Source organism: Bradyrhizobium sp. CB3481, from assembly GCF_029714305.1.
GTDB lineage: Bacteria > Pseudomonadota > Alphaproteobacteria > Rhizobiales > Xanthobacteraceae > Bradyrhizobium.
Map to the genome: position 1 here is coordinate 6,988,394 of NZ_CP121647.1, position 21,795 is coordinate 7,010,188.

Below are 21,795 nucleotides of genomic sequence, written 5' to 3' on the forward strand. Positions count from 1 at the left end.
GCATCGAGGCGCCTTTACGAAGCGGCGATGACCACCTTTTCTCCGTCCGGCGTCAACGTCACCGTCAGCCCGCAGGCCTGTGCCAAGAGCCGCGTATAGTAAGGCTGCACCGCGTGCGCATCGACTGATGCCGTCGAGCTCGTGCTCAGGAGATCGACGATGTTCTGCGGCACGCGGGCGTTCAGGCCGGACGAGGTCACGCGAAAGCTCATCGTCTCACCCTCGCCGATCGGATCGATCGTCAGCGTGCCGCCGCGCGGGATCGTCTGCTGCGCGATGATCAGCATGTTGAGCAGCAGCTTCACCCGGTTCTTCGGTAGCAGCAGGCGCGGCAAATTCCAGGTGATCGTGACCTTGCCATCCTCGATGTGGCCGCGCGCCATGGTCTGTGCGTCACCGAGATCGATCTGCGCGCCCGACGAGCCCGCAGCGCCGAATGCCAGGCGGCAGAACTGCAACCGTGCGGAAGCGGTCTTGGCGCTCTTGCGGATCAGGTCGAGGGCGAAATCGCGATCTTCGGGCTTGGGATTATCATCCAGCACCTCAAGCCCATTGACGATGGCGCCAACCGGGCTGATGAGATCATGACAGACGCGCGAGCAGAGCAGCGCCGCAAGTTCGAGGGTATCGGGAGCCGGACCGGGAGTCGAAGTGCCAGACATCATGGGTTCCTGGAAAGCCGCCGAGAGCCGATTGCTGGCGGACCGTTACGAATCACGCGTGCTTATCGGTTTGATACACTGCGCCGTCCCCTGCTGCCAGCATCGGGCGGCAATGGTAAGGCAGGACGAACAGCAAATAGGCCCCGCTCATGAATGAGGCACGTTCCACGCTCGATCGCGATGCCGCGGCAGCCCTGATCGAACCGCTGACCGAGATCGTGATCCGGGCGGGCACCGCCATCCTCGCCGTCAACCGTTCCGCCATGCAGGTCGAGGGCAAAATTGATGGATCGCCGGTAACCGAGGCGGACCTGGCCGCCGACCGCATCATCGCCGAAGGCCTCGCGCGGCTTGCACCGGAGATCCCCTCGCTGTCGGAAGAGCGCGTCGACCCGCATACACCACCCCATAAGGAAAGCTTCTTCCTGGTCGATCCGCTCGACGGCACCAAGGAGTTCGTCGCCGGCCGCAAGGAATTCACCGTCAACGTGGCGCTGGTGAGCGGTGGAACCCCGCTGCTCGGCATCGTCAGCGCGCCGGCGCTGGGGCTGATCTGGCGCGGCCTCGTCGGCCGTGGCGCGGAACGGTTGACACTGGGGGAAGGCCAGCCCCTGATCGAGCCGGTGCGCACCCGCCCCTGCCCGCAGCGCGGCGAGCCCTGGACGGTCGCGGTCAGCCGCCTGCATGGCGATGCCAGGACCGAGGCCTTCATCGCCGAACGGCCGGGCGCCATCAGGTGTGAGCTCGGCTCGGCAGTAAAATTCGGCCGGGTCGCCGAAGGCACCGTCGATATCTATCCCCGCCTGTCGCCGACCTCGGAATGGGATGTCGCCGCGGGCCTCGCCGTCGTCACGGCCGCCGGCGGCCGGATCACCGATTCACGTGGCGCGCCACTGGTTTTCGGCACAGGAAAAAACGGCTGCATTGTCCCGGAATTCATCGCCTGGGGCGATCCGGCGGCGGTGCCTTGATCTTACTGCGCCAGCTCGCGCTCGACCGCCGGCCAGCGCGAAGTCGCTTCCTTCAGGAAACGCGCCGGCTCGGCCGCGAACGCATCGCGGCTTTCCTCGCGGCCGAACAAATAGAGCCGCTGCCCCACGACCAGCCAAAAATGCGGATTGCCCGGATAGCTGACGCCGCGCCCCAGATCGACCGGGTCGTAGCCGCCAAACTGAGGCCCGTAAATCTCCGGATGCGCCACGAAAGAAGCTCGGTTACCCTCGTTGCGGAAACGCCAGACCGCACCGCCTTCGCGCGCTTCGAAATCAGGCGATCCCTGGATCGCCATGGAATCGGTGAAATAAGCGACGGGATCGAAGCCGCCGATGGCGAGGCCGGAATAGCGATTGACAACAATCCGCTCGGTCGTCGCAGCACAGGCGGCGAAATCAAGGCCGAGCACACCAAAAAAGCTTGCCAATAAGGCAAAAGCGGCCATTTGGCGGCGCAACCGGTATCTTTCCTGCCGTTCTGCCGTCATAGTTGGTGCTGATAACGTTGCGAGTCGAGGGGACACTGGGCGCAACCTAGAGCCATGCTTGTTGGCGTCAGGTTAAGGCGGCGGCCAGAATTTCGATGCCAGGGGTTCTTTCATGACGTTTGCTTCACGCCTTGCCGCGGTGATGTCAGCCGCGCTGATGTGCTGGACCGTTCCGGCCTTTGCACAACAGCCGCCGCCGGCCTATCCGGCGCAGCAGCCGCCGCCGGCGTATCCGGCGCAGCAGCCGCCGGCGGGCTACCCGCCGCCGCAGCGCCAGCCGGGACCGGAGACGTTCGGACCTGACGAGCTGGTTTCCGCCGGGCACAAATTCTTCGGCAACGTCTCGCGCGGGCTCGCTTCCGTGATCGAGCGGGCGGTCAGCCAATGGGGCCTGCCCAACGGCTATGTGCTCGGCGAAGAAGGCTCGGGCGCTTTTGTGGCCGGCCTGCGGTATGGCGAAGGCACGCTCTACACCAAGAATGCCGGCGACCTCAGGGTCTACTGGCAGGGTCCGTCGGTCGGCTTCGACTGGGGCGGCGACGGCGCGCGCACCATGACGCTGGTCTACAACCTGCCCGCCACCAACGCGATCTATCAGCGCTTCGTCGGCATCGATGGCTCCGCCTATATCGTCGGCGGCTTCGGCATGACGGCGCTGACCGCCAACAACATCGTGCTGGTGCCGATCCGCTCCGGCATCGGCCTGCGGCTGGGCGCCAATGTCGGCTATCTCAAATATACGCCGCGGGCGACCTGGAACCCATTCTGAGCCGTCCTCGCGTACAGGCGCGCATCATCTCCCCAGGTGGATTCAGGTTAATGCGCCATTGGGCTGGCGTTGCTCGGGCCGGGCGTGGCATTGTGATTAACGAATCCTAACCTCGTGTGGAGTGACCATCCATGATCGAACCGATCATGTATCTGGCGATCGGTTTTCTGGTCTCCATGCTGTGCGGCCTGATGATCGTGCCGCTGGTGCACAACCGCGCGGTGCGGCTGACGACGCGGCGGCTCGAGGCGGCAACCCCGCTGTCGATGGCCGAGATCCAGGCCGACAAGGATCAGTTGCGCGCGGAATTCGCCATGTCGGCGCGGCGGCTCGAAATGAGCGTCGAGCAGCTCAAGAACAAGACCACCAGCCAGCTCGCCGAACTCGGCAAGAAGAGCGACGCCATCAACCGCATGAAGATCGAGCTCGGCGAAAAGAACGCCACGATCTTTGCGCTGGAGGCGCGCGAGAAGGCGGTAAAGGAACAGCTGCGCGCCACCGAAGAGGAATTCGCGGCCAAGACCGAGCTTTTGCGCAACGCCGAACAGGCGCTGACCGACAAGCAGGGCGAACTCGCCAGGATCAATCAGGAATTGAACGACCGATCGATGGCGGCGGACAGCCGCCAGGTCGAGCTGGTCGCGGTGCGCACGCAGATCGCGGAATTGAAGGGCCGCGTCGGCGAGGCCGAAAAGGAATTCTCGACAACGCAGGCCCGCCTCACCCAGGAGCGTGCCGATTCCGAGCATGCGACGCGCGAGCTTTCGGAAGCGCGCAGCCGCGTCGAAAACTTAAGCCAGCGCGTCACCGATCTCGACCGGCAATTGATCGTGCAGGTCAAGGAAGCCGAGATGCTCGGCAACCGCGTCAACGACCTCGAGGCGCGGCTGGCGACGCAGGGCAAGCTGCTCGCCGAACGCGACTACGAAAACAACCAGCTCCGGCAGGCCAACGAAAACGCCGAGCGCGCCGCACGCGAACTGCGCGAGGAGATCGCGGCGATGAACGGCGGCAGGTCGCCGGTCGTGGAAAAGCTGCGAGCCGAGAAAGCGGCCGTCGAGGAGCAGCTTCGCATCGCCCGCGACGAGCGCGCCAAACTCCAGCGCGACATCAACGCGATCCAGCAGCAGGCGGAAAGCTCCTGGCAGACCGAGCGGATGGAAAATGCGCTTCTGCGCGAGCGCATCAACGACATCGCGGCCGAAGTGGCAAAACTCGCCATGCAGATCGAGGGACCGAATTCGACGATCGAGGCGATGCTGGCAGCGGAACCGGCGGTGCCGAAAGTGCCGGCGAAACCCGCCAACGACGTCACGGGTGCGCCCGCCGGCCTGCCGGAAGGCGGCGGCACGCTCGCCGAACGCATCCGCGCGCTGCAGTCCCATGCCTCGCGGGCCCGTCCGCAAGGCGCCTGATTTCCTTCATTCGGCACGAAATGCGACGTTTCGGTCCGACTGATCGCTTGACACTTGGGGCCCGTCCTTCGTAAATCGCGGGCTCTGACGGCCCTGATTTTTCGCCGTTCCCGGACGCATAGCTCAGCGGGAGAGCGTTCCCTTCACACGGGAGAGGTCCAAGGTTCGATCCCTTGTGCGTCCACCATCCTGGCTCCTGAAGCATACTGGTTGCGGACCATCATCGACGCCAGGCGCCCGCCGGCGGCTTTCGTGACCGTCCCATCAAAATATCGAAAACAACCCCATGCACAGTAGCCGATGCGGCCCCCATGAGGGTTACGGATTTTCCGAATCCATTTGACACGTCGGGCAAATCAGCGGCACGATGCCATCATCGGACCGCGCCTAATCTCGTCGGAGCCTTTTGCGCAGGACCTTTTGCCGTCGAGCAGAAAGCGCCTTAGAGGACATAGTCGGCTTAAGGCAAAAGCTCGGCAGGAGAGCGTTCGCTTCACATGCGAAAGGTCCACGGTTCGATCCCATGTGCGCCCATAATTCGGTCGGCTTATCCAAAGTCGCTGAGAAGCACGCGGTTTCCTGAAACGCCCCTCAATCAGAAATTCGATACCGTGACGCCCTCAATATTGTTGCCCGAGCGCAGGGTATGAGCGAGGTCGCCAAGGCTGCCGGGGTGACTAGAGAGGGTCTTTATAAGACGCTTGGAGCAGGCGGCACCCCGGAGTTCGCGACCATCATGCGGGTCATCGGAGCTATGGGAATCCGCCTTTCGGCTCAGGCGGCAAATGCAAGGCCGAAGAAGCATGTCATGGCGTGAAGAGAGTTTGCGTCGCCACGACATGGCAGGCACTGAGGGCTCTGAATTTCCTTCCGCTTCCGGCGGCACAAGGGACATTGCCTGACTTGCTGCTGGCCCGGCTCTGTCGCGAATGACCCAAACCGGAAATGGTCGCTAAAACGCTGCTGAGAAATAAACAAATACAGCTTCATCGCGTTCGGCAACGTAGGCTGGACGTTCCATCGCCGGCGCCTTGCCGACCAACTGTTTGGCAACGGAGCCATCAACCTCGAAGACGTGGCGCACCGGAGGAGGGAAGAAACCGCTTCGGCTGCCGTATTCAAGCGCCTTACCGCCGTTCTGACAGGCGGCGAAGCCATTCAACGCGCCGTCGCGGTACTCCAACTTGAGCACGTAAGTACTGCCCGGAGTTGGCGCCGCCTTCGCGACCGGCATGATCGAAGTAAGCGGAGGCCACAAGAACGGGTAAGTTTCGGCGGGCCATGACTCCGCGAGATGACGCCTTCGGCTGCCGTCTGCATTCAACGAGTTCGAGACGATACGCCCACTTCTCAGGGGCAAGCCTTCCGAGCGGCTCTCACTGGGGGTGCCGAAGCGCCGGACCCATCGCCCGATGCCTGGCGGCAATGGCTGATTGGGATCGGAGATAACTTCTCCTATCGTCCGCCGCTCTTCTGTGCTGGATAATGTCCAAAAGCGTGGCCGGTCCTCGGGCCAGAAAACACTCAACTTCGAACGCATATTTTCCGGCAATTTGAGCCGCCTGTAACCATCACACTGCACCACGTGAGGGCCAATAGCCGGGTCCGGGGGATTCGGAAAGTCATATCCCCAAGGACCGGGCAATACTCCGCGCTGGACGTATTCTTCGGCCGACTTCGCGCGCCACGCTTCCCAGTCTGCCCGGGTCGCGCGGTCAACACGCGCGCCACGAAACTTCAACTTGCCGAGAGGGTTTTCGTAAGCGTCCTCGCTGACATAGCCGAGGCCCGCTGATAGATCGGCAACGTCTTCGAACCAGATTGCCAACGGCAAGACATCCGGCGGGACATCCTCGTGCTCTGAGGTGAGACCATGGCACGCCTCCAGCGTCCGCAGCATAACCATCTGCCCGTCCCTGGTCGCCTTGTACATGGCTCGCGGGCTGTGGGTCGAATCGTTTGACAGTCCTCCATCGCGCCAACGCGTCAATCGAATGTTGCATGCAACAACATAATCGAAGTCCAATTGCTCTTCCGTGGCCTTGACCTCGAAGCCCGCGCGGAACCGATAAAAATATCCCTGATCCTTTGTATACGTCTGTACCTGTGCAGCAGCGACGGGCGTCCGATAAGAGACCCCGTACATCGCCAAGCCAGCAACAATGAAAGCGAACGCTAATCCCAGCCACTTCATTCCGATGCTCCGTCGGACGGCAGAGCCAAAATGCCGCTGATACGATGGCAGCAGCTTCGCCGATTTGCATGCCGGAAGGCTTGTGAAAGACGGTTTTGGCGAGAACTTGGTTTATCAATCGTTTCTGCTTGTGGCCCATCGCGTCATTCGCTGCGATCCCGAATTTGATCGCTACCTGGGCAAAGCGGACTCTCGCGAGCGTCGCCGCCTAGTGGGGTCGGCGGGTTTCTCAATGGCCGTGTCGCCCACGGCCCCAACATCTTCTCTCAGGCTTCTTCTGCGGTTAGCGACCGCGAACGGTCGCCACTCTCTTATATGCCCGGCGGGTACGAAGGCCGCCATCAGAACGGGATGCGGGTCTCCGAATCGAATCGCTCAAGGTCTCATGAGAAGGGACTTACTTGCTCATCGTAATGCTCCAAGTCAGTTGCGGACTGCGTTCGTCTTAACTGCCTCAACGACACAGATGACCTCATCAACCAACCCCGCAGTCATCGCCGAGCTAGCGCCCAGCAATGCTTCAGCGGTAAGCTCCGTGAGCTCCGAAGACGATGGGGATTTTTTCGATGGGCTACGCAAGGTGCAACTGCGGCGCAGTCACGCTCTCGCTTCCGGAAGAACCATCCAAGCTAGTCGTTGCTTGTCACTGCATCGACTGCCAACGCCGAACCGGCGCGCCGTTCGGTGTAGGTGCTTATTATCCCGCTGAGGTTGTCGCCATCTCAGGAATCGCAAAAGAGTTCACGCACGCCGCCGCAAGCGGCGGGCAAATGCATAACTATTTTTGTCCGGAGTGCGGCTCAACAGTCTATTGGAAAGTCAGTAATTTGCCTGCGCTGATCGGCGTTGCCATCGGCGCGATGGCAAATCCAAAATACCCAGCCCCCGCCATATCGGTTTTTGAGCAATGGAAACATGACTGGGTTCAGATCGATGGCGCCGTCGAGCATTTCCCTCAAAGCTATCGCCCCAAAAATTCAAACTGAAGAAGGTCGCATAGCGGCGGCCTTTTTCCTGTTTAGTCAACGCGGCTGCGCCAATTCTGGCACAACCGCGCCGTCGAGTTTACAGGGCGGCTAAACTAGCGGTCAGGCAGCATGCGGATTGACAACCGTGTATCCGCGCAGAGAGCGCGCATGGATTCTCGTGGCGTGGCCGCCCGAGTTCGCGTCATATGCCATCCACGTATCGCCTTCGACATGACGCTCCAGAACGAAAACGTGCCCACGTCGCGCGGCGACCATTCCGGGTGCCGGCGACGTCCGTGGAAAGCGCAGCCAGTTGGACGCGAGATTTAGACCCGGCATGATCCGACCGAACACGCGTATGGAGGCACCGCAGCCGCAGAATGAGCGGGGGCAACCGGCCGGACGACCGCCGATCGTTTGACCGCGATCGACATGCACGTCTGCCAATTCGCGACGGTGGCTTTGTGCAGTCATTTGATGTGCGTAGGAACTAATCCGCTCACCACGGGGCTGCGAAAACGAGAAGTCGCAGGGCATGGTGATGTTGCATTCGGATATTTGAGCGGTGCGGGAAGGACGGGCCTCTGAGGCGATAGACCCGGTTACAACAAGGACAGAAGCGACAAGAACTTGTTTAAGCATGCAGGACTCCGGATTAAGTGGTCCTGCCCCGCAATCAGAAGCCAATAACAGTTTGGCGAAAATGCGTTTAAGAGCGGCCGATGGTTCGCATGGTAATCTCCCCTAACCGCAACTGAACCATCGGTTCACAAGGTATTTATTTGGCGGCGCGGTCGAATTGCTTGCGCCCATCGGCTTTATCCAATGGCTGTTGCGTACCTCCCCTCGGAAGAGGCGGGAATCCTGACGCCGTTCTTCTTGCCGGTGTGGTGACTGCTCGTGGTGTTCGGCCTGCTGATCGGGCGTAAGGCGGGGCTGCTCGTGACCGGCAGCAAGCGGATCGTGCGGAGATAAGGAAAACAAAAGGCCGAAGCCCGCACCGCTTTGAACCGGCGCCGCCGTCGAGCCGGGATTACGATCTGCTGCCCGACGCCGGCCCCGTGCCTAGTCAAGGTAACGAGCGCACTGCAACATACGATTGAGCGATTGACACCCTTCGCGCAACACAGTGCTATGTCCCTGTTTTAGTACCAGTAACAGGGTGGGCAAGTTCATGAAGTACGCATTCGGTAGAGCGCTATCGCTGGTTGCCGTCGTCGCTTTTTCGTTGGTAACCCTGCCGGCTTCGGCCAGCATCTATAATTCGCTCGTTGTCTTCGGCGACAGCCTGTCGGACAGCGGCAACAACGCCATCCTCATCGGCGCCAATCCCGGACAGACGATTACCGGCAACACCTACGTTCCCAGTCAGCCCTATGGCTCCGGCGCTTACAGCAACGGACCGGTTTGGGCGTCGAGCGTCGCAACGCAACTCGGCGTCCCGCTGCTGCCATCGCTTGCTGGCGGAACGAACTACGCCTATGGCGGCGCGACGACGGGTCCGGCCGGCAACGGCTTTCCGTTCAGCCTTCTCACCCAGGCCAACCAGTACCTCGCCGCCAACAGTGCCTCGGCCAATGCGCTTTATGTGATTGCCGGCGGCGGCAACGACGCCCGGGCTGCGCTCGCCGCGATCGCCGCCTGCGGTCCGGGGTGCCCCGGCCCGACGGTGGCCGCGACAATCGCGGCAACGGCCACGCAGTACGCAAACAATGTCGGCTCGATCATCAATGCGCTCCAGGCGAGTGGCGCGCAGCACATCGTGGTCTGGAATACGCCCAATCTCGGACTGGCGCCGGCGGTTACAGCGGCGGGCGCATCCGCATTGGGAACGCTCCTCGCCGCCAGCATGAACGCCGCGCTGGCCGCGCAGCTTTCGCTTGAGCCGGACGTCAAGGCGTTCGACATCTTCACCTTGGGCACGACGATCGCGCTCAATCCGGGAGCGTTTGGCTTTACCAATGTGACCGATGCCTGCGGCGCGATCGTCGGCGCGAACTGCGCCACCTACGCGTACTGGGACGGCATTCACCCGACAGCGGCGGCGCATGAGAAAATCGCCGAGGCATTCCTTGCGGTGACCGCGGTCCCCGAGCCTTCCACCTGGTTCATGATGGTGGTCGGCTTTGGGTTTGTCGGCTTCGTGGCGTACCGCCGCCGGCCACAACCTGGCGCGCTTGCCGCGGCCTGATGGATGTCAGCCGACCAAAAACGCAAAGACCGCCCTCGGGCGGTCTTTTTGCTTGGCGTCATGCACAGGAGTGCTCGTGCCCGGCGGCATGCGGGTCGCGCAAGAGCAGCAGATCTAACTCAGATCCCCAAGAGCCAGATCGCGACGATCGTGCCGAGCGTCGCCAGCCCGCTGATGGTCCATCCGGTTGCGTAGGAGAGTTGGTCGTCGCCGGTGCCGCTCATCGGGTCGGCGCCCGTGCTTGCTGACCGCCGCTGCATGGCCTTGCTCCAGAAAGCCTGCCCGCAGCGATAACGCCGAACCGGGTTCCCGGTTCCGCTCTATGTTGGCAGCCGCCGGAGGCGGCGCGCTATTTCCGATCAGGCGAAGGAAAGCCGGCGTGCGTCGGAGGGGGCGATGTCGTTTTCGTCGCCGACGATGATGGTGACCTTCCAGCCCTCGCTGGCCCAGACCCGCGCCTTGGCGACCGCCACCAGCATGCTGCTCCGGTCCATCCGGACGGTCTCGTTTTGGCGCTCCGCCACGATCCTGTACGCCATCACAAAATCCCCCTACGCACGGTGAACTCAAGGGGATTTTCAGTTATGGCTTTGGCCGCAATGGGCCGACAATCAGGCCAATCGGGGGCGCGTTGTGAGCCCTGGGGACAGATTTGGGCGCTATTTGCCGGCTTTTCGTACCGAAAGCGCCGGTTTGGTGACGCCATCGAGGCCGGACAGCATCAAGACCGTCAGCAGCGCATTCTGCGGGCCGTACCAGGCGTTGACCGGCTTGTACCATTCGTTGCGCGAGTGCCAGTTGCCGCCCTCCCCGCCGCCGCCGATCGTGACGGCGGGAATGCCGAGCGACATCGCGATGTTGGAATCGGTCGAGGAGCCGGCAAAGGTCGGGCGCGGGCCCTTGGTGACGGCGGCGACCGTGCGCTGGGTGGCCTGCACGATCGGCGAATCCATCGGCACGATTCCGGCCGGGCGGTCGCCGATCAGCCGGGCCTCGACCGTCATCTTGTCGGACTTCCAGCGGGCGTTTTCATCCGCCACCGCTTCCTTCACCAGTTCAAGCAGCCGGGCCTCGAGCTTGAGCAGCTCCTCCTCCGAGTTCGAGCGCATGTCGACCGCCATCCGCGCTTCCGCGGCGATGGCGTTGACCGAGGTGCCGCCGGTCACGGTGCCGACGGTGAAGGTGGTCTTGGGATCGGACGGCGGCTGCAGCTCGGCGATCTTCGCGATCGCCCGGCCCATCGCATGGGTCGCGCTCGGCAGGCCGAATTCCGCGAACGAGTGCCCGCCCGGTCCCTTGAAGACGAACTCGTAGCGATGGCTGCCGGTCGCCTGGTTGACGACGCGGGTGATGCCGAGCCCGTCGATCGAGATGAAGCCGTCGATGTCGGCATGGTCGCGGAACAGCGCCTTGACGCCGCGCAGATTGCCGAGCTCTTCCTCTCCGACCGTGCCGACGAACATGATGTCGCCGACGGTTCCGATCTGATTCTCGTTGATCGCCTTGATCAGCGACAACAGCGCCGCCAGCCCGCGTGAATCATCGCCGATGCCGGGCGCAATGATCGCGCCGTCCTTTTCCTTCACGGTGACGTCGGTGCCTTCGGGAAATACCGTGTCGAGATGCGCCGACACCACGAGCTTCGGCCGACCGCCGCCGCTGCCCTTGCGCAGCGCGATCACATTGCCCTCGGCATCGATCGATGCGTCCTTAAAACCCAGCTCCTGCATCCGCTTCTGGTAGAATTCGGCGCGGACCTTTTCCTTGAACGGCGGCGCCGGAATTTCAGTGATGCGCTTCTGCTCGGCAAACGTCCGCTCGTCGTCGGCCTTGATGTCGTCGAGCGCCTTGACCACCTTGGGACTATTGAGAATGGCCTCGAGGTTGGGCGCGGCAGCATCTTGCGCCCTGACGTCCTGCACCAGCGCGTGCTGCGCGATGGCGAGGAAGGCAATGGCCAGGATCGATCGGGCGAGCGTCATCAAGAATCTCCGTTTGCAACTTCATCCTGCGCTTAAGCCGGTATCTTTCAGCCGGCCCGCGAACCAGATCGACAGAGCGTGGTCGAACACGCCGCTGGTATAGACTTCCGACGCCGTGACCTGCGTCTTGCCGAGCGTCAGCAGCACGCCGATCCAGTAGGCGAACCACAGATGCGGATCGGTCAGCGCCTTGAGCTTCTGCTGGTCGTGCTCGAGCGGCTGATGGTTCGCCGATTTGCGTACCTCAACCGCCAGGAGGTTATTGGGAATGGCGCGCTGGTGCACCACGATGTCGGGATAGATCGATTTGGCAAGGTGATCGTCGGTCGAGACGATCGACCCGTGCGGCAGCCGCAGCGTGCGGTCGCCGAGCCGGTCGTACTCGACGTCGATTTCCCAACCCGTAAACGGCTTTTCGAAATGCACCGCGAGGCGGTGCGTCAGCGCGCGCTCGCCGACATCGCGTTCCAGCAGGAAGGCTTCGCGCGCATAGAACTCGTGAAGTGCGGTAATGACCTTGTTCAGCTCGGTCTGCATCTGGCCTCCGACCAACACCTGTCGTCATTGCGAGCCAACCGGTCGCGCGATTGCGCGCCGATGACAGACTATGCGAAGCAATCCATCAAGCCGCAAGCGGATGAATAGATTGCTTCCTTGCTACACTCCTCGCAATGACGATCTCGTTGTTGGCGGCACTTCGACCAGCTCAAATTTCGAACAATTGTCCCTACATCTGCACTTCGATCAGCCGCGGTCCGGGCTCGGCGATGGCTTCCGCCAGCGCTTTGTTGAAATCGTCGGCATTGGCGACCGCGCGGCCCGGCACACCCATGCCCTTGGCCATCGCAACGAAGTCCAGCGTCGGCCGGTCGATCTTGAGCATGTCCTGCGCCCGCTGTCCGGGCTCGCCGGCGCCGACGCCATCGAACTCGCCGCGCAGGATCTGGTAGATCCGGTTGGCGAACACGATCGTGACGACATTGAGCCCCTCGCGCGCCTGCGTCCACAGCGATTGCAGCGTGTACATCGCGCTGCCGTCGCCGACCATGCAGATGACTTTACGATCAGGACACGCCACCGCGGCGCCGGTCGCGACCGGCGTCGAGAAGCCGATCGAGCCGCCCATGTTCTGCAGCCAGTCGTGCGGCGCGGCGGCCGCCGTCGGCGGAAAGAAGCCGCGGCCGGTGGTGACGGATTCGTCGACCACGATGGCGTTTTCCGGGATTGCCATCGCAATGGCCTGCGCGATCGAGGCATGCGTCAGCGCGCCGGTCGGTTTGGCGATCTCGACCAGCTTCTGCGGCTGGCGGTCGGACGGCTGCGCGTGCAGCGCGCCGGCCAGCGCTTCCAGCGCCGCCACCGAATTTTCCGCGCCTGAGGTCATGCGGTGCACCTCGCAGCCTTGCGGCTTGAGCATGCTCGGCTTGTTCGGATAGGCGAAGAAGGCGACGGGGTCGTTGGCCTCGACCAGAACGATATTCTTGAAGTCTTTCAGGATCGGCAGCGCCTGCTCGATCACGTAAGGAATGCGGTCGACCGAGAAACGGCCCTTGCCGCGCGCCATGCGCGGATTATAGGTCTGCGCCATCACCTTGCAGCCGGTCTTGCCGGCGATCCGGGCCGCCAGATCCAACCCGTGCTCGGTGAGCGCGCTGCCGGTCATCAGCAGCAGCGTCGACGCGCCGCCGTTGCGCAAGACCTTGGCGGCATGGTCGACGGCCTGCGCGGAATAGCTGGCGCGCTGGCTGTCCTGCGGCACCTGCGCGATGCCGTCGGCCTCGTTCCAGGCGGTGTCGGCGGGCAGGATCAGGGTGGCGATCTGCGCAGCTTTCGCCGCCGCGATGGCGGCCGCGCCGTCGGCGGCGACAGAGTTGGCATCCGGCGAGGTCCGCACCCAGGCCGACATCGGCCGCGCCAACCCCTCGATGTCTGATGTCAGCGGGGCGTTGTAGCCGATATGGTAGGTCGCATGCTGGCCGACGATGTTGACGATGCCGGAATTGGCCTTCTTGGCGTTGTGCAGATTGGCAAGGCCGTTGGCGAGACCGGGGCCGAGATGCAGCAGCGTCGACGCCGGCGTGCCCTTCATGCGGTAATAGCCGTCGGCTGCGCCCGTCACCACGCCCTCGAACAGGCCGAGCACGCAGCGCATCCCTTCGACCCGGTCCAGCGCGGCGACAAAATGCATCTCCGAGGTGCCGGGATTGCTGAAGCAGACGTCAACACCGCCTGCGACCAACGTCCGCACCAGACTTTCCGCACCGTTCATGGCTTCATTCCCCTTCGCGCTTCGTTTTTTTTCAAGCCGCCGACGATCAAACATTGTTCACGCGTTTCGTCAAAGGTATAGCGGAACAAGGCAGCCATCGCGTAGGGCATGTTGCCTTTTTTAACCGCGGCGTCTGAAAATGGCCGTGCTCACAGGCTCGTTGCTTGCACGATCGCCGCAATTATGGCCTGTGTCCTTGCATATTGAGATTTTTTCGCGAGGAAGAACGAATGACCCGGGCTTTTGCTTTGCTGTTTGCGGCGCTCACCATGCTGGCGGGGGCCGGCCAGGCACGGGCCCAAGGTTTATTCCAATTCGAAGACTCGCGTGACATCATGGGCGGCGGCCCCGGTTTCTTCCGGCCCGGCATGCCCTCGGGAGCAAGTCCGATCCCGCGCACCACCGTGTACTTCGACAGCAATTATGCGCCGGGCACGATTCTTATCTCCACCGCCGAGCGGCGGCTCTATCTCGTGCTCGGCAACGGCCAGGCGCTCCGCTATGGCATCGGCGTCGGCCGCGACGGTTTTCGCTGGAGCGGAACCCACCGCATCACGGCGAAGAAGGAATGGCCGTCCTGGACGCCGCCGGCCCAGATGCTGCGGCGGCGACCCGACCTGCCGCGCCACATGCCCGGCGGCATCGAAAATCCGCTCGGCGCACGGGCGATGTATCTGGGATCGACGCTCTACCGCATCCACGGCTCCAACGAGCCCGAGACGATCGGACAGGCTGTCTCCTCCGGCTGCTTCCGCATGACCAACGAGGACGTCACCGATCTCTATAGCCGCGTCCGCATCGGCACCACGGTCATCGTCAGGAATTGAGGCAAGGAACCGGCGCGCGCATGCACGCAAGCACGTGATCGTGCCTTTCCAGCCTTGTATCCCCTTGCACACCCCTTGCACGCACGCACCGATTGCTGCAGCGTCGTTTGAATGCGCACGCTCCGCCGATTCCTGTCAGTATGGACGCTAGCGGCCGCACTGGGCGCCGTCATGCTCGGCGAAATCCCCGTGCCGCCGGCGGCCGCCGGCGAGATTGCGGCGATCGCGCAGCGTCAGCGCACCGAGAAAAAGAGCTTCAGCGACAACGAGATCGTCGATGGCTTTTTTAAGATCGCGTTCGGCGCCGAGTATCACCTTGCCGGCCGCGTCGACCGCATTCGCAAATATGACGGACCGGTGCGGGTGTTCGCCGACGGCAGCCGCGCCGACCGCAAGGCGCAGCTCGCGAAAATCGTGGCCGACATCGCCGCGCGCGTCCAGCATCTCGACATCGCCATGGCTGAAAGCCTCGAAGACGCCAATGTGCAGGTCAAGCTGGTGCGCGACCGCGACCTGCAGAAGACCATCACGACCTTTTACGGCAGCGAGCGGGCGCGCGAAATTCGCTCCTCGCTCGATCCGCAATGCCTGTCGGGCTTTCGCAAGAACGAGAAGTTCGAGATCGAGCGCTCCGACGTCATCCTCACCGTCGACAATGGCGATTTCGTCTTCTTCGATTGCGCCTACGAGGAGCTGCTGCAGTCGCTCGGGCCGATCAACGACACCTCGACCGTGCCCTGGACCATGTTCAACGACAATGTCTCGATGGGCTATTTCGACGTCTACGACCAGTATCTGCTCAACCTGCTCTACGATCCCCGGATCAAGCCCGGCATGACCGTGCAGGAGGCCAAGGCGGTGCTGCCGGACGTCCTTGCCGACGTCCGCGCCTGGGTGCGCAAGGTCAACAACCTGACGCAGTGACGGGCCGCGCGGCCCCGCCGTGACGGTCGAGCCCATAAGCTCCCGGCCAGCCCCACACGGGTGAGTTCCCAGCCGTGGGACGGGACCGGCACCCCGGGGGGGGGGCCGCGAGAGACCGCCGGGCACGGGGTCGCGGGGCGCGGTCGACCCTTTTTCAACGACAACGCAAAGTTTTGTTGTCGAAACATTGTGACTTCCAAGAGCAAATCCTGTCTAATGGGGCCATGGGCGCTTCCGACACCTCTTTCAAATGAACGACCTGCCGCGGATCCAGGCTTTGCGCTGCTTCATCACCGTCGCCCGCGAGGGCACGGTGTCGCGCGCGGCCACCTTGCTGCACCTGACCCAGCCGGCCGTCAGCCTGCAATTGAAGGCCCTCGAGGAGAGCACCGGCTTGCAGCTCTTCAACCGGACGCCCGGCGGCTTTACCCTGACCGAAGCGGGCGCCGCTCTGTTGCCGCTGGCGCACCGCACGGTGGCGGCCTCGGCGGATTTCAGGACGGCGGCCGACTCGCTACGCGAATCGCAGCGCAGCACGCTCCGGGTCGGCACCATCCTGGACCCGGAATCGATCCGGCTCGGCCCGTTCGTGCGCAGCCTCGCTACCGCTTCGAAGAAGACCGAGGTCGTCCTGCGCTACGGCATGAGCGACGACGTGCTGGCTCAGATCGGCAAGGGCGAACTCGATGTCGGCTTCTATATCGACGCCACGCCGCCGGAATCCCTGGCCTCGGGCACGTCGCCGGAACGCACCATCGAGGATGGCAAGTTTCGGCTGATGGCCTTGTCGCGCTTCGACTACCGCGTGATCGCGCCCGCCGAATGGAGCGGCAAGGTCATGGGCAAGAGCTGGGCAGACCTTGTCGACCTGCCCTGGATCGCGCCCCCGCTCGACTCGGCGCAGCGGCGGCTGCTCGACGACGTCTACCGTCCGATGGGAACGTTGCCGAAGCGCGGCGCCTTCGCCGAGCAGGAAGACGCCATGATCGGCCTCGTCGAATCCAGCGCCGGCCTCAGCCTCGTCAGAGACAGCGTGCTCGACCGCATCACGCGCCAACGGAATTTCGTGGTGGCCGACGAGGTGGCGCTGGCCTGCGACCTCAGCTTCGCCTGCCTGGCCTCACGGCGTCACGAGCCGATCGTCGGGCGCGCCTTTTCCGTCATGCAGGCGGTATGGGACCTGCAGCCGGGCGATGACGCGCCGGCGCCGATCGAAGCGGCGCGATCACGGAAGAGCGCGCGGCGTTAGCGAGAGGAGCTCAGAGAAGCGTCAGGTCCGCTTCGTCCGCTGCTGCGAAATGACGCAAGTGACAAGGCGGACATTGCCGCCGTGAACGCCGGCCGCAACCCCGCTGTATTGGGTCGAGTGCTACGGCGGTATCATGGTGGAAGGTCGACCCAATGACCAGGCAGATGAGGTGCCATCGAGAAAAGATCGGGATATAGTGCTGGTTAGCCTAAGGCCACACCGAAAGTAGGTGGCCGCAATGCAGTCGATTGCGCACTGGCTCCGTACACTCGGTCTCGAGCAATACGCGCAGCGTTTTGCCGAAAATGAAATCGATGTCTCGGTGCTTCCCCATCTGACTGACCAGGACCTCAAGGACCTCGGCATTCCGCTCGGGCACCGGCGGAAAATCCTTGCATCTATCGGCGAGCCCACGTCCGCGGCGCAGGCGGCATTCGACCCCTCTGCTGCTTCAATTTCGTCGAAGACCTCGGACAGCGCGGAACGCCGCCAGCTCACGATCATGTTCGTCGACCTCGTCGGCTCCACCGCCTTGGCTGGGCGGCTTGACCCTGAGGAGTTGCGCGACGTCATTGGCGCCTATCATCGCCGATGCGCTGAGGTGATCACCAGCTCGGGTGGCTTTGTTGCAAAATATCTCGGTGACGGAATACTCGCCTATTTCGGTTACCCGAGGGCGCACGAGGAGGATGCCGAACAGGCTGTTCGCGCCGGTCTTGCTCTGATTGAGGCCGTGACTAGGCTCAATACCGGTGGGTCGTCCTCCCTGCGGGTGCGTGTCGGCATCGCCACTGGCCTAGTCGTGGTCGGCGATTTGCTCGGTGAGGGTGCGGCCCAAGAACAAGCGGTTATAGGCGAGACCCCCAATCTCGCCGCCCGGCTCCAAGGGCTTGCAGAGCCAAACACCGTTGTGATTGCAGATAATACGCGCTGCCTGCTGGGCGGCCTGTTCGACTATCGCGATCTCGGCCCATTGGCGATCGCGGGCATGGACCATCCGGTGCAGGTCTGGCGGGTCCTGGGCGTGAGTCAAGTCGGCAGTCGATTCGAGGCCCTACGCGCCGCCAGCACACCGTTGGTTGGTCGCGAGGAAGAGATCGCATTGTTGACGCGGCGCTGGGAGCGAGCCAAGGCCGGCGACGGTTCCGTCGTCTTGATCGTCGGCGAGCCGGGCATCGGCAAGTCGCGCATCGCGCAAACCTTACTGGAGCAGCTAAGGAACGAGCCGCACACGCGGTTACGTTATTTCTGCTCGCCGCATCATCAGCACAGCGCGTTTTACCCCAGCATCGCCCAACTCGAGCAGGCGGCCGGGTTTCGACGCGAGGATACGGCCCAGACCCGCCTCGACAAGCTTGTGGCCGTGCTGGCTCTGGCCGACCAGGAGCTGGGCGAAGCTGTCCCTTTACTGGCGGACTTGCTGACGATTCCAACCGGCGACCGCTACCCGCCGCTCAATCTGTCGCCGCAGAAGCGCAAGGAGAAAACACTTCAGGTGCAGCTGGCGCAGGTCGAGGGACTTGCGGCGCAGCAGCCGCTGCTGATGCTCTGGGAAGACATCCACTGGAGCGATCCCACCACGCTGGAGTCGCTGGATCTATTAATCGACCGGGCCGCGACGTTGCGGGTCTTGGTCATTCTCACTTTTCGACCGGAGTTCACGCCGCCTTGGGTCGGCCGTCCGCACGTGACATTGCTCAGCCTCAACCGCTTGCCCCCTCGGCACCGCGCCGAGATGATCGCGCACGTAACCGGAGGCAAGACGTTGCCTACGGAGATCGCCGATCAGATCATTGATCGCACCGATGGCGTGCCGCTATTCATCGAGGAGCTAACCAAGTCCGTCGTCGAGAGCGGATCGATGACCGACGCCGGAGACCATTACTCTATGGCCGGGCCGGTAGTTCCTTTAGCGATCCCCACGACGCTCCAGGCTTCGCTCCTAGCCCGGCTCGATCGATTGGCGCCAACCCGAGAAGTAGCGCAGATCGCGGCGACCCTAGGACGCCAGTTTTCCCACGAGCTGATCAGTGCCGTCGCCCAGATGTCGCAACCGCGGCTAGAGAGCGCCTTGGAGCAGCTCATACGGGCCGAGCTGGTGTTCCGACGCGGGACGCCGCCGGATGCGACCTACACATTTAAGCACGCGCTGGTGCAGGACGCCGCCTACAGCACCTTGTTACGCCCGCAACGGCAGCAACTGCATGAACGAATTGCCATCACGCTGGAACGCCAGTTTCCCGAGATTGCAGCGGCTCAGCCCGAACTACTCGCACAGCATTGTGCCATGGCCGGCATCGTTGAAAAGGCAATCGAGTATTGGGACAAGGCTGGCCGCTCGGCCGTGCGGCGCTCGACGATGGCCGAGGCCGCCACGCACTTTGGCAAGGCACTCAACCTGATCGCGAACCTGCCGAAAAGTTCGGAGCGAGAGTCTCACGAGCGTTCGCTTCAGCTCGCTCTCGCCGGCGCACTGACCGCAGCCAAGGGATGGGCATCGCCAGAGACCGGCGAAGCATACGCTCATGCTCGCGAGCTGTGCCGTGACTCTCCAGAGGGGCCCGAGGTTGCGACAGCCTGGTCCGGCGCCTATTCGTTTTTGCACAATAGTGCAGAGATCCGCGCCGCCCATGATCTGGCGGACGAATTACTGGTGCTTTCCGAACATCGAAATGACAGGGATACCAAGCTGATAGCGCACCGGAGCCTGGGCATCAGTCTCTTGTTTCGCGCCCAATTCAGTCGCGCGCTTCCCCATCTGCGGCAGGCGCTCGATTTCTATGATCCGGCTGAGCACCGACCTCCGAAGCTAACGCCCCACGATCCCCGCGTTAATTGCGAGGGCTTCATCGCATGGACACTTCAGCTGCTCGGACGACCGGACCAAGCGCTGGCGCAAAGCCAACACGCGCTGGCTTGGGCGCGTGAACTGTCGCATCCTTATACACTGGCGTTCGCTCTGCACGTCAAATGTGTCTTTCACCAACTGCGCGGCGATGCGGCGATCCTTAAGGAACGAGCCGAGGAACTGGTGGCACTCGCCAGCGAGCAAGAATTTCCTCACTTCGTTGGATCGGGCACGTGTTTCCAAGGATGGGCCATGCTCGCGATGGGAGGATCCGTCGAGGAGGCTATCAGCAGGATGCGGTGGGGGCTGGCGAAGAAGCGGGCGACGGGTGCCGAGATCAAGGTGCCTTACTATCTTGGTCTTCTGGCGGAGGCGCACAGGCGAGCGGACCGGATCGCTGACGGGATCAGCCTGTTGAATGAATCGCTGGCACTCGTCGAGCGCACCGACGAGCGCTGGTATGAGGCGGAGCTGTATCGACTTATGGCCGAAGCGCTGATCACCAAGTCGGATGAACTGCATGCCGAAGGCTGGCTGTGCCGCGCACTTGAAACAGCGCAGAAGCAGAGCGCGAGGCTTTGGGAATTACGCGCCGCCACCAGCATTGCCCGCCTCTGGCGCGATCAAGGCAAGGGCACTAACGCGCGCGACTTGCTCGCGCCGATCTACGGCGGCTTCACCGAAGGCTTCCATAGTTGCGACCTCAAAGAAGCCGCCGCGCTGCTTGCTGAGTTGGCTTGAAAAACCCTTCGGTGAGGTCGGCGACTTCTGCTCCGGATCATTCTCGACCGATCCAGCCGGTTTTGTCCGCCGGTTGATGTCGCTTCACTCCTAAAGCGACCTTAGACGTAAATGGCGACAGACTGAAGGTGCGCCAGCAAGTAAACGCCAGACAGTCATCGATCAAATCTTGGCGCTGCAGATCGATTTCAGCGCCTTCCACTCCTCTGAGGTCAGCAGCGGCGGGCCGCTGGCCGGCGGGTCTTGCCGGCTCATCCGCGTCAGGCGGTCCTCGCTCAGGGGATGGGTGGAGATGATGGAAAGCCCCTTGCCCTCCTTGCCGGTGACCCGCAGCAGCAATTCACCGGTCGGCTTCGCCGGCCGGCCGAGGCGGTGCATGACATCGATCGCAAAGCTGTCGGCGTTGGTTTCGGCCTCGCGGGAATGGGATGACGTCACCAGCGTGCGCGAGCCGAAAATCAGAGCGCTGGAGCCGGTAATGTCGCCGAACAACAGCCCGACCAGGAACGAGGTGCCGCCATTGTGGATCAGCCCGCGCATGCTGTCGCGATGCTTGAGATGGCCGAGCTCGTGCGCCAGCACGCCCGCGACCTCGTCCGGATTCTCGGCCTTCGCGAGCAGTCCGTTGAACAGATAGACCTTGCCGCCTGGCAGCGCAAAGGCGTTGGGGATCGGGCTCGACAGCACGCCCGATTGCACCGAGGTGTCGAGCCCTGCGGATTCGCGGATCGCGGTGACGAGCTTGACGAACGCCTTCTGCCCGGCCGCGTTGTCGCAGACCTTGGCGTCGAACATGGTCTTGACCTGGGCATCGGCGACCTCGCCGAGCCGACGCTCGAACGCTTCGGGCACCAGCGGTGTGAGGCGGTCGGCGATCAGCGGCAGCCCGAACAGCACGACCGCAACGATCGAAGCCGCGGCCGCCAGCGACCAACCGACAATGGCGGCAACACCGCGGCGGCCGATCATATGATCGTCGATGCTGGCGCAGCGCGAGACCAGCTGAGCCGCCAGCGCCGCGTCGCGCACCTCCAGTCGCGCCAGTGCCGGCGCGGTCAGGCTGGAGAGGCGCAGCACGCCGGCGGGGCCATCGACGCGGCGGATGTCGGAATAATCCCACGCCGCGAGCGCCTGCCCGTCTTCGCCGATCTCGAGCCGCTCGGACAGATGAAGCACGACTGTGCGTCGCCGGCTCGAAACCCCGTCGAAATAGATCGCCGGTCCGCTTCCTTGCGATGTCAGCGATGACAGTTGCTCGGGCGTCGCGCTATCCATG

The 21,795-nt window shown here is 63.1% G+C and carries 19 protein-coding genes and 2 tRNA genes; 12 read left to right on the forward strand and 9 right to left on the reverse strand.

The features are described 5' to 3' along the window. Positions 1-14: 14 nt before the first annotated feature. On the reverse strand, positions 15-662 hold the full coding sequence (locus QA643_RS33830) for a histidine phosphotransferase ChpT (RefSeq protein ID WP_283029984.1): 648 nt from the start codon (positions 660-662) through the stop codon (positions 15-17). A gap of 149 nt (positions 663-811) precedes the next feature. On the opposite strand from QA643_RS33830, the gene QA643_RS33835 reads away from it, so the two are divergent. Beyond that, positions 812-1,633 carry a 3'(2'),5'-bisphosphate nucleotidase CysQ gene (locus QA643_RS33835; protein ID WP_283029985.1) on the forward strand — a complete coding sequence of 274 codons (822 nt, stop codon included), beginning with the start codon at positions 812-814 and terminating at the stop codon, positions 1,631-1,633. A gap of 2 nt (positions 1,634-1,635) precedes the next feature. Here the strand turns inward: QA643_RS33835 and QA643_RS33840 are convergent, their stop codons facing one another. After that, positions 1,636-2,100 carry a YHS domain-containing (seleno)protein gene (locus QA643_RS33840; RefSeq protein WP_283029986.1) on the reverse strand — a complete coding sequence of 155 codons (465 nt, stop codon included), beginning with the start codon at positions 2,098-2,100 and terminating at the stop codon, positions 1,636-1,638. 154 nt (positions 2,101-2,254) lie between these two features. Here QA643_RS33840 and QA643_RS33845 point away from each other — a divergent pair, with 154 nt between their 5' ends. The 5 genes from QA643_RS33845 (at position 2,255) to QA643_RS33865 (ending at position 5,143) form a co-directional block, all read left to right on the forward strand. After that, on the forward strand, positions 2,255-2,911 hold the full coding sequence (locus tag QA643_RS33845) for a DUF1134 domain-containing protein (RefSeq protein ID WP_283029987.1): 657 nt from the start codon (positions 2,255-2,257) through the stop codon (positions 2,909-2,911). 131 nt (positions 2,912-3,042) lie between these two features. Then, positions 3,043-4,326, forward strand: a complete 1,284-nt coding sequence (locus QA643_RS33850; protein WP_283029988.1) for a hypothetical protein — start codon at positions 3,043-3,045, stop codon at positions 4,324-4,326. A gap of 112 nt (positions 4,327-4,438) precedes the next feature. Continuing rightward, positions 4,439-4,513: transfer RNA gene (locus QA643_RS33855), tRNA-Val, on the forward strand. A 281-nt stretch (positions 4,514-4,794) separates the two neighbouring features. After that, positions 4,795-4,860, forward strand: a tRNA-Val gene (locus QA643_RS33860). A 112-nt stretch (positions 4,861-4,972) separates the two neighbouring features. After that, positions 4,973-5,143, forward strand: a complete 171-nt coding sequence (locus tag QA643_RS33865; RefSeq protein WP_283029989.1) for a hypothetical protein — start codon at positions 4,973-4,975, stop codon at positions 5,141-5,143. Positions 5,144-5,278: 135 nt separating this feature from the next. Here the strand turns inward: QA643_RS33865 and QA643_RS33870 are convergent, their stop codons facing one another. Further along, the gene (locus tag QA643_RS33870) at positions 5,279-6,520 is read right to left on the reverse strand and encodes a hypothetical protein (RefSeq protein ID WP_283029990.1); all 1,242 of its coding nucleotides are present in this window, start codon (positions 6,518-6,520) and stop codon (positions 5,279-5,281) included. A gap of 566 nt (positions 6,521-7,086) precedes the next feature. On the opposite strand from QA643_RS33870, the gene QA643_RS33875 reads away from it, so the two are divergent. Then, positions 7,087-7,506: a GFA family protein gene (locus tag QA643_RS33875; RefSeq protein WP_283035019.1), complete on the forward strand. Its 420-nt coding sequence runs from the start codon at positions 7,087-7,089 to the stop codon at positions 7,504-7,506. 1,156 nt (positions 7,507-8,662) lie between these two features. Then, positions 8,663-9,679 (forward strand): SGNH/GDSL hydrolase family protein, encoded by a 1,017-nt coding sequence (locus tag QA643_RS33885; RefSeq protein WP_283029992.1) that lies wholly within the window; start codon positions 8,663-8,665, stop codon positions 9,677-9,679. Between the two features lie 119 nt (positions 9,680-9,798). Here the strand turns inward: QA643_RS33885 and QA643_RS33890 are convergent, their stop codons facing one another. From QA643_RS33890 to QA643_RS33910, 5 genes are all read right to left on the reverse strand, one after another. Continuing rightward, on the reverse strand, positions 9,799-9,939 hold the full coding sequence (locus QA643_RS33890; RefSeq protein WP_283029993.1) for a hypothetical protein: 141 nt from the start codon (positions 9,937-9,939) through the stop codon (positions 9,799-9,801). Between the two features lie 99 nt (positions 9,940-10,038). Then, entirely contained in the window at positions 10,039-10,218 is a 180-nt protein-coding gene (locus QA643_RS33895; RefSeq protein ID WP_283029994.1) for a hypothetical protein, read from the reverse strand. A gap of 120 nt (positions 10,219-10,338) precedes the next feature. Then, on the reverse strand, positions 10,339-11,661 hold the full coding sequence (locus tag QA643_RS33900; RefSeq protein ID WP_283029995.1) for a M20/M25/M40 family metallo-hydrolase: 1,323 nt from the start codon (positions 11,659-11,661) through the stop codon (positions 10,339-10,341). Positions 11,662-11,682: 21 nt separating this feature from the next. Next, positions 11,683-12,198, reverse strand: coding sequence for a hypothetical protein (locus tag QA643_RS33905; RefSeq protein WP_283029996.1), 516 nt, complete (start codon positions 12,196-12,198; stop codon positions 11,683-11,685). Between the two features lie 190 nt (positions 12,199-12,388). Further along, positions 12,389-13,930, reverse strand: coding sequence for an acetolactate synthase large subunit (locus QA643_RS33910; RefSeq protein ID WP_283029997.1), 1,542 nt, complete (start codon positions 13,928-13,930; stop codon positions 12,389-12,391). A gap of 230 nt (positions 13,931-14,160) precedes the next feature. On the opposite strand from QA643_RS33910, the gene QA643_RS33915 reads away from it, so the two are divergent. The 4 genes from QA643_RS33915 (at position 14,161) to QA643_RS33930 (ending at position 20,519) form a co-directional block, all read left to right on the forward strand. Then, positions 14,161-14,757: a L,D-transpeptidase gene (locus QA643_RS33915; RefSeq protein ID WP_283029998.1), complete on the forward strand. Its 597-nt coding sequence runs from the start codon at positions 14,161-14,163 to the stop codon at positions 14,755-14,757. Between the two features lie 171 nt (positions 14,758-14,928). Further along, entirely contained in the window at positions 14,929-15,681 is a 753-nt protein-coding gene (locus QA643_RS33920) for a DUF2927 domain-containing protein (protein WP_283029999.1), read from the forward strand. Positions 15,682-15,994: 313 nt separating this feature from the next. Further along, positions 15,995-16,930: a LysR family transcriptional regulator gene (locus QA643_RS33925; protein WP_283030000.1), complete on the forward strand. Its 936-nt coding sequence runs from the start codon at positions 15,995-15,997 to the stop codon at positions 16,928-16,930. Between the two features lie 238 nt (positions 16,931-17,168). Beyond that, positions 17,169-20,519: an adenylate/guanylate cyclase domain-containing protein gene (locus tag QA643_RS33930; protein WP_283030002.1), complete on the forward strand. Its 3,351-nt coding sequence runs from the start codon at positions 17,169-17,171 to the stop codon at positions 20,517-20,519. Positions 20,520-20,681: 162 nt separating this feature from the next. Here QA643_RS33930 and QA643_RS33935 read toward each other — a convergent pair whose 3' ends face one another. Next, positions 20,682-21,794, reverse strand: a complete 1,113-nt coding sequence (locus tag QA643_RS33935; RefSeq protein WP_283035020.1) for a M48 family metallopeptidase — start codon at positions 21,792-21,794, stop codon at positions 20,682-20,684. Between the last annotated feature and the right edge of the window lies 1 nt (position 21,795).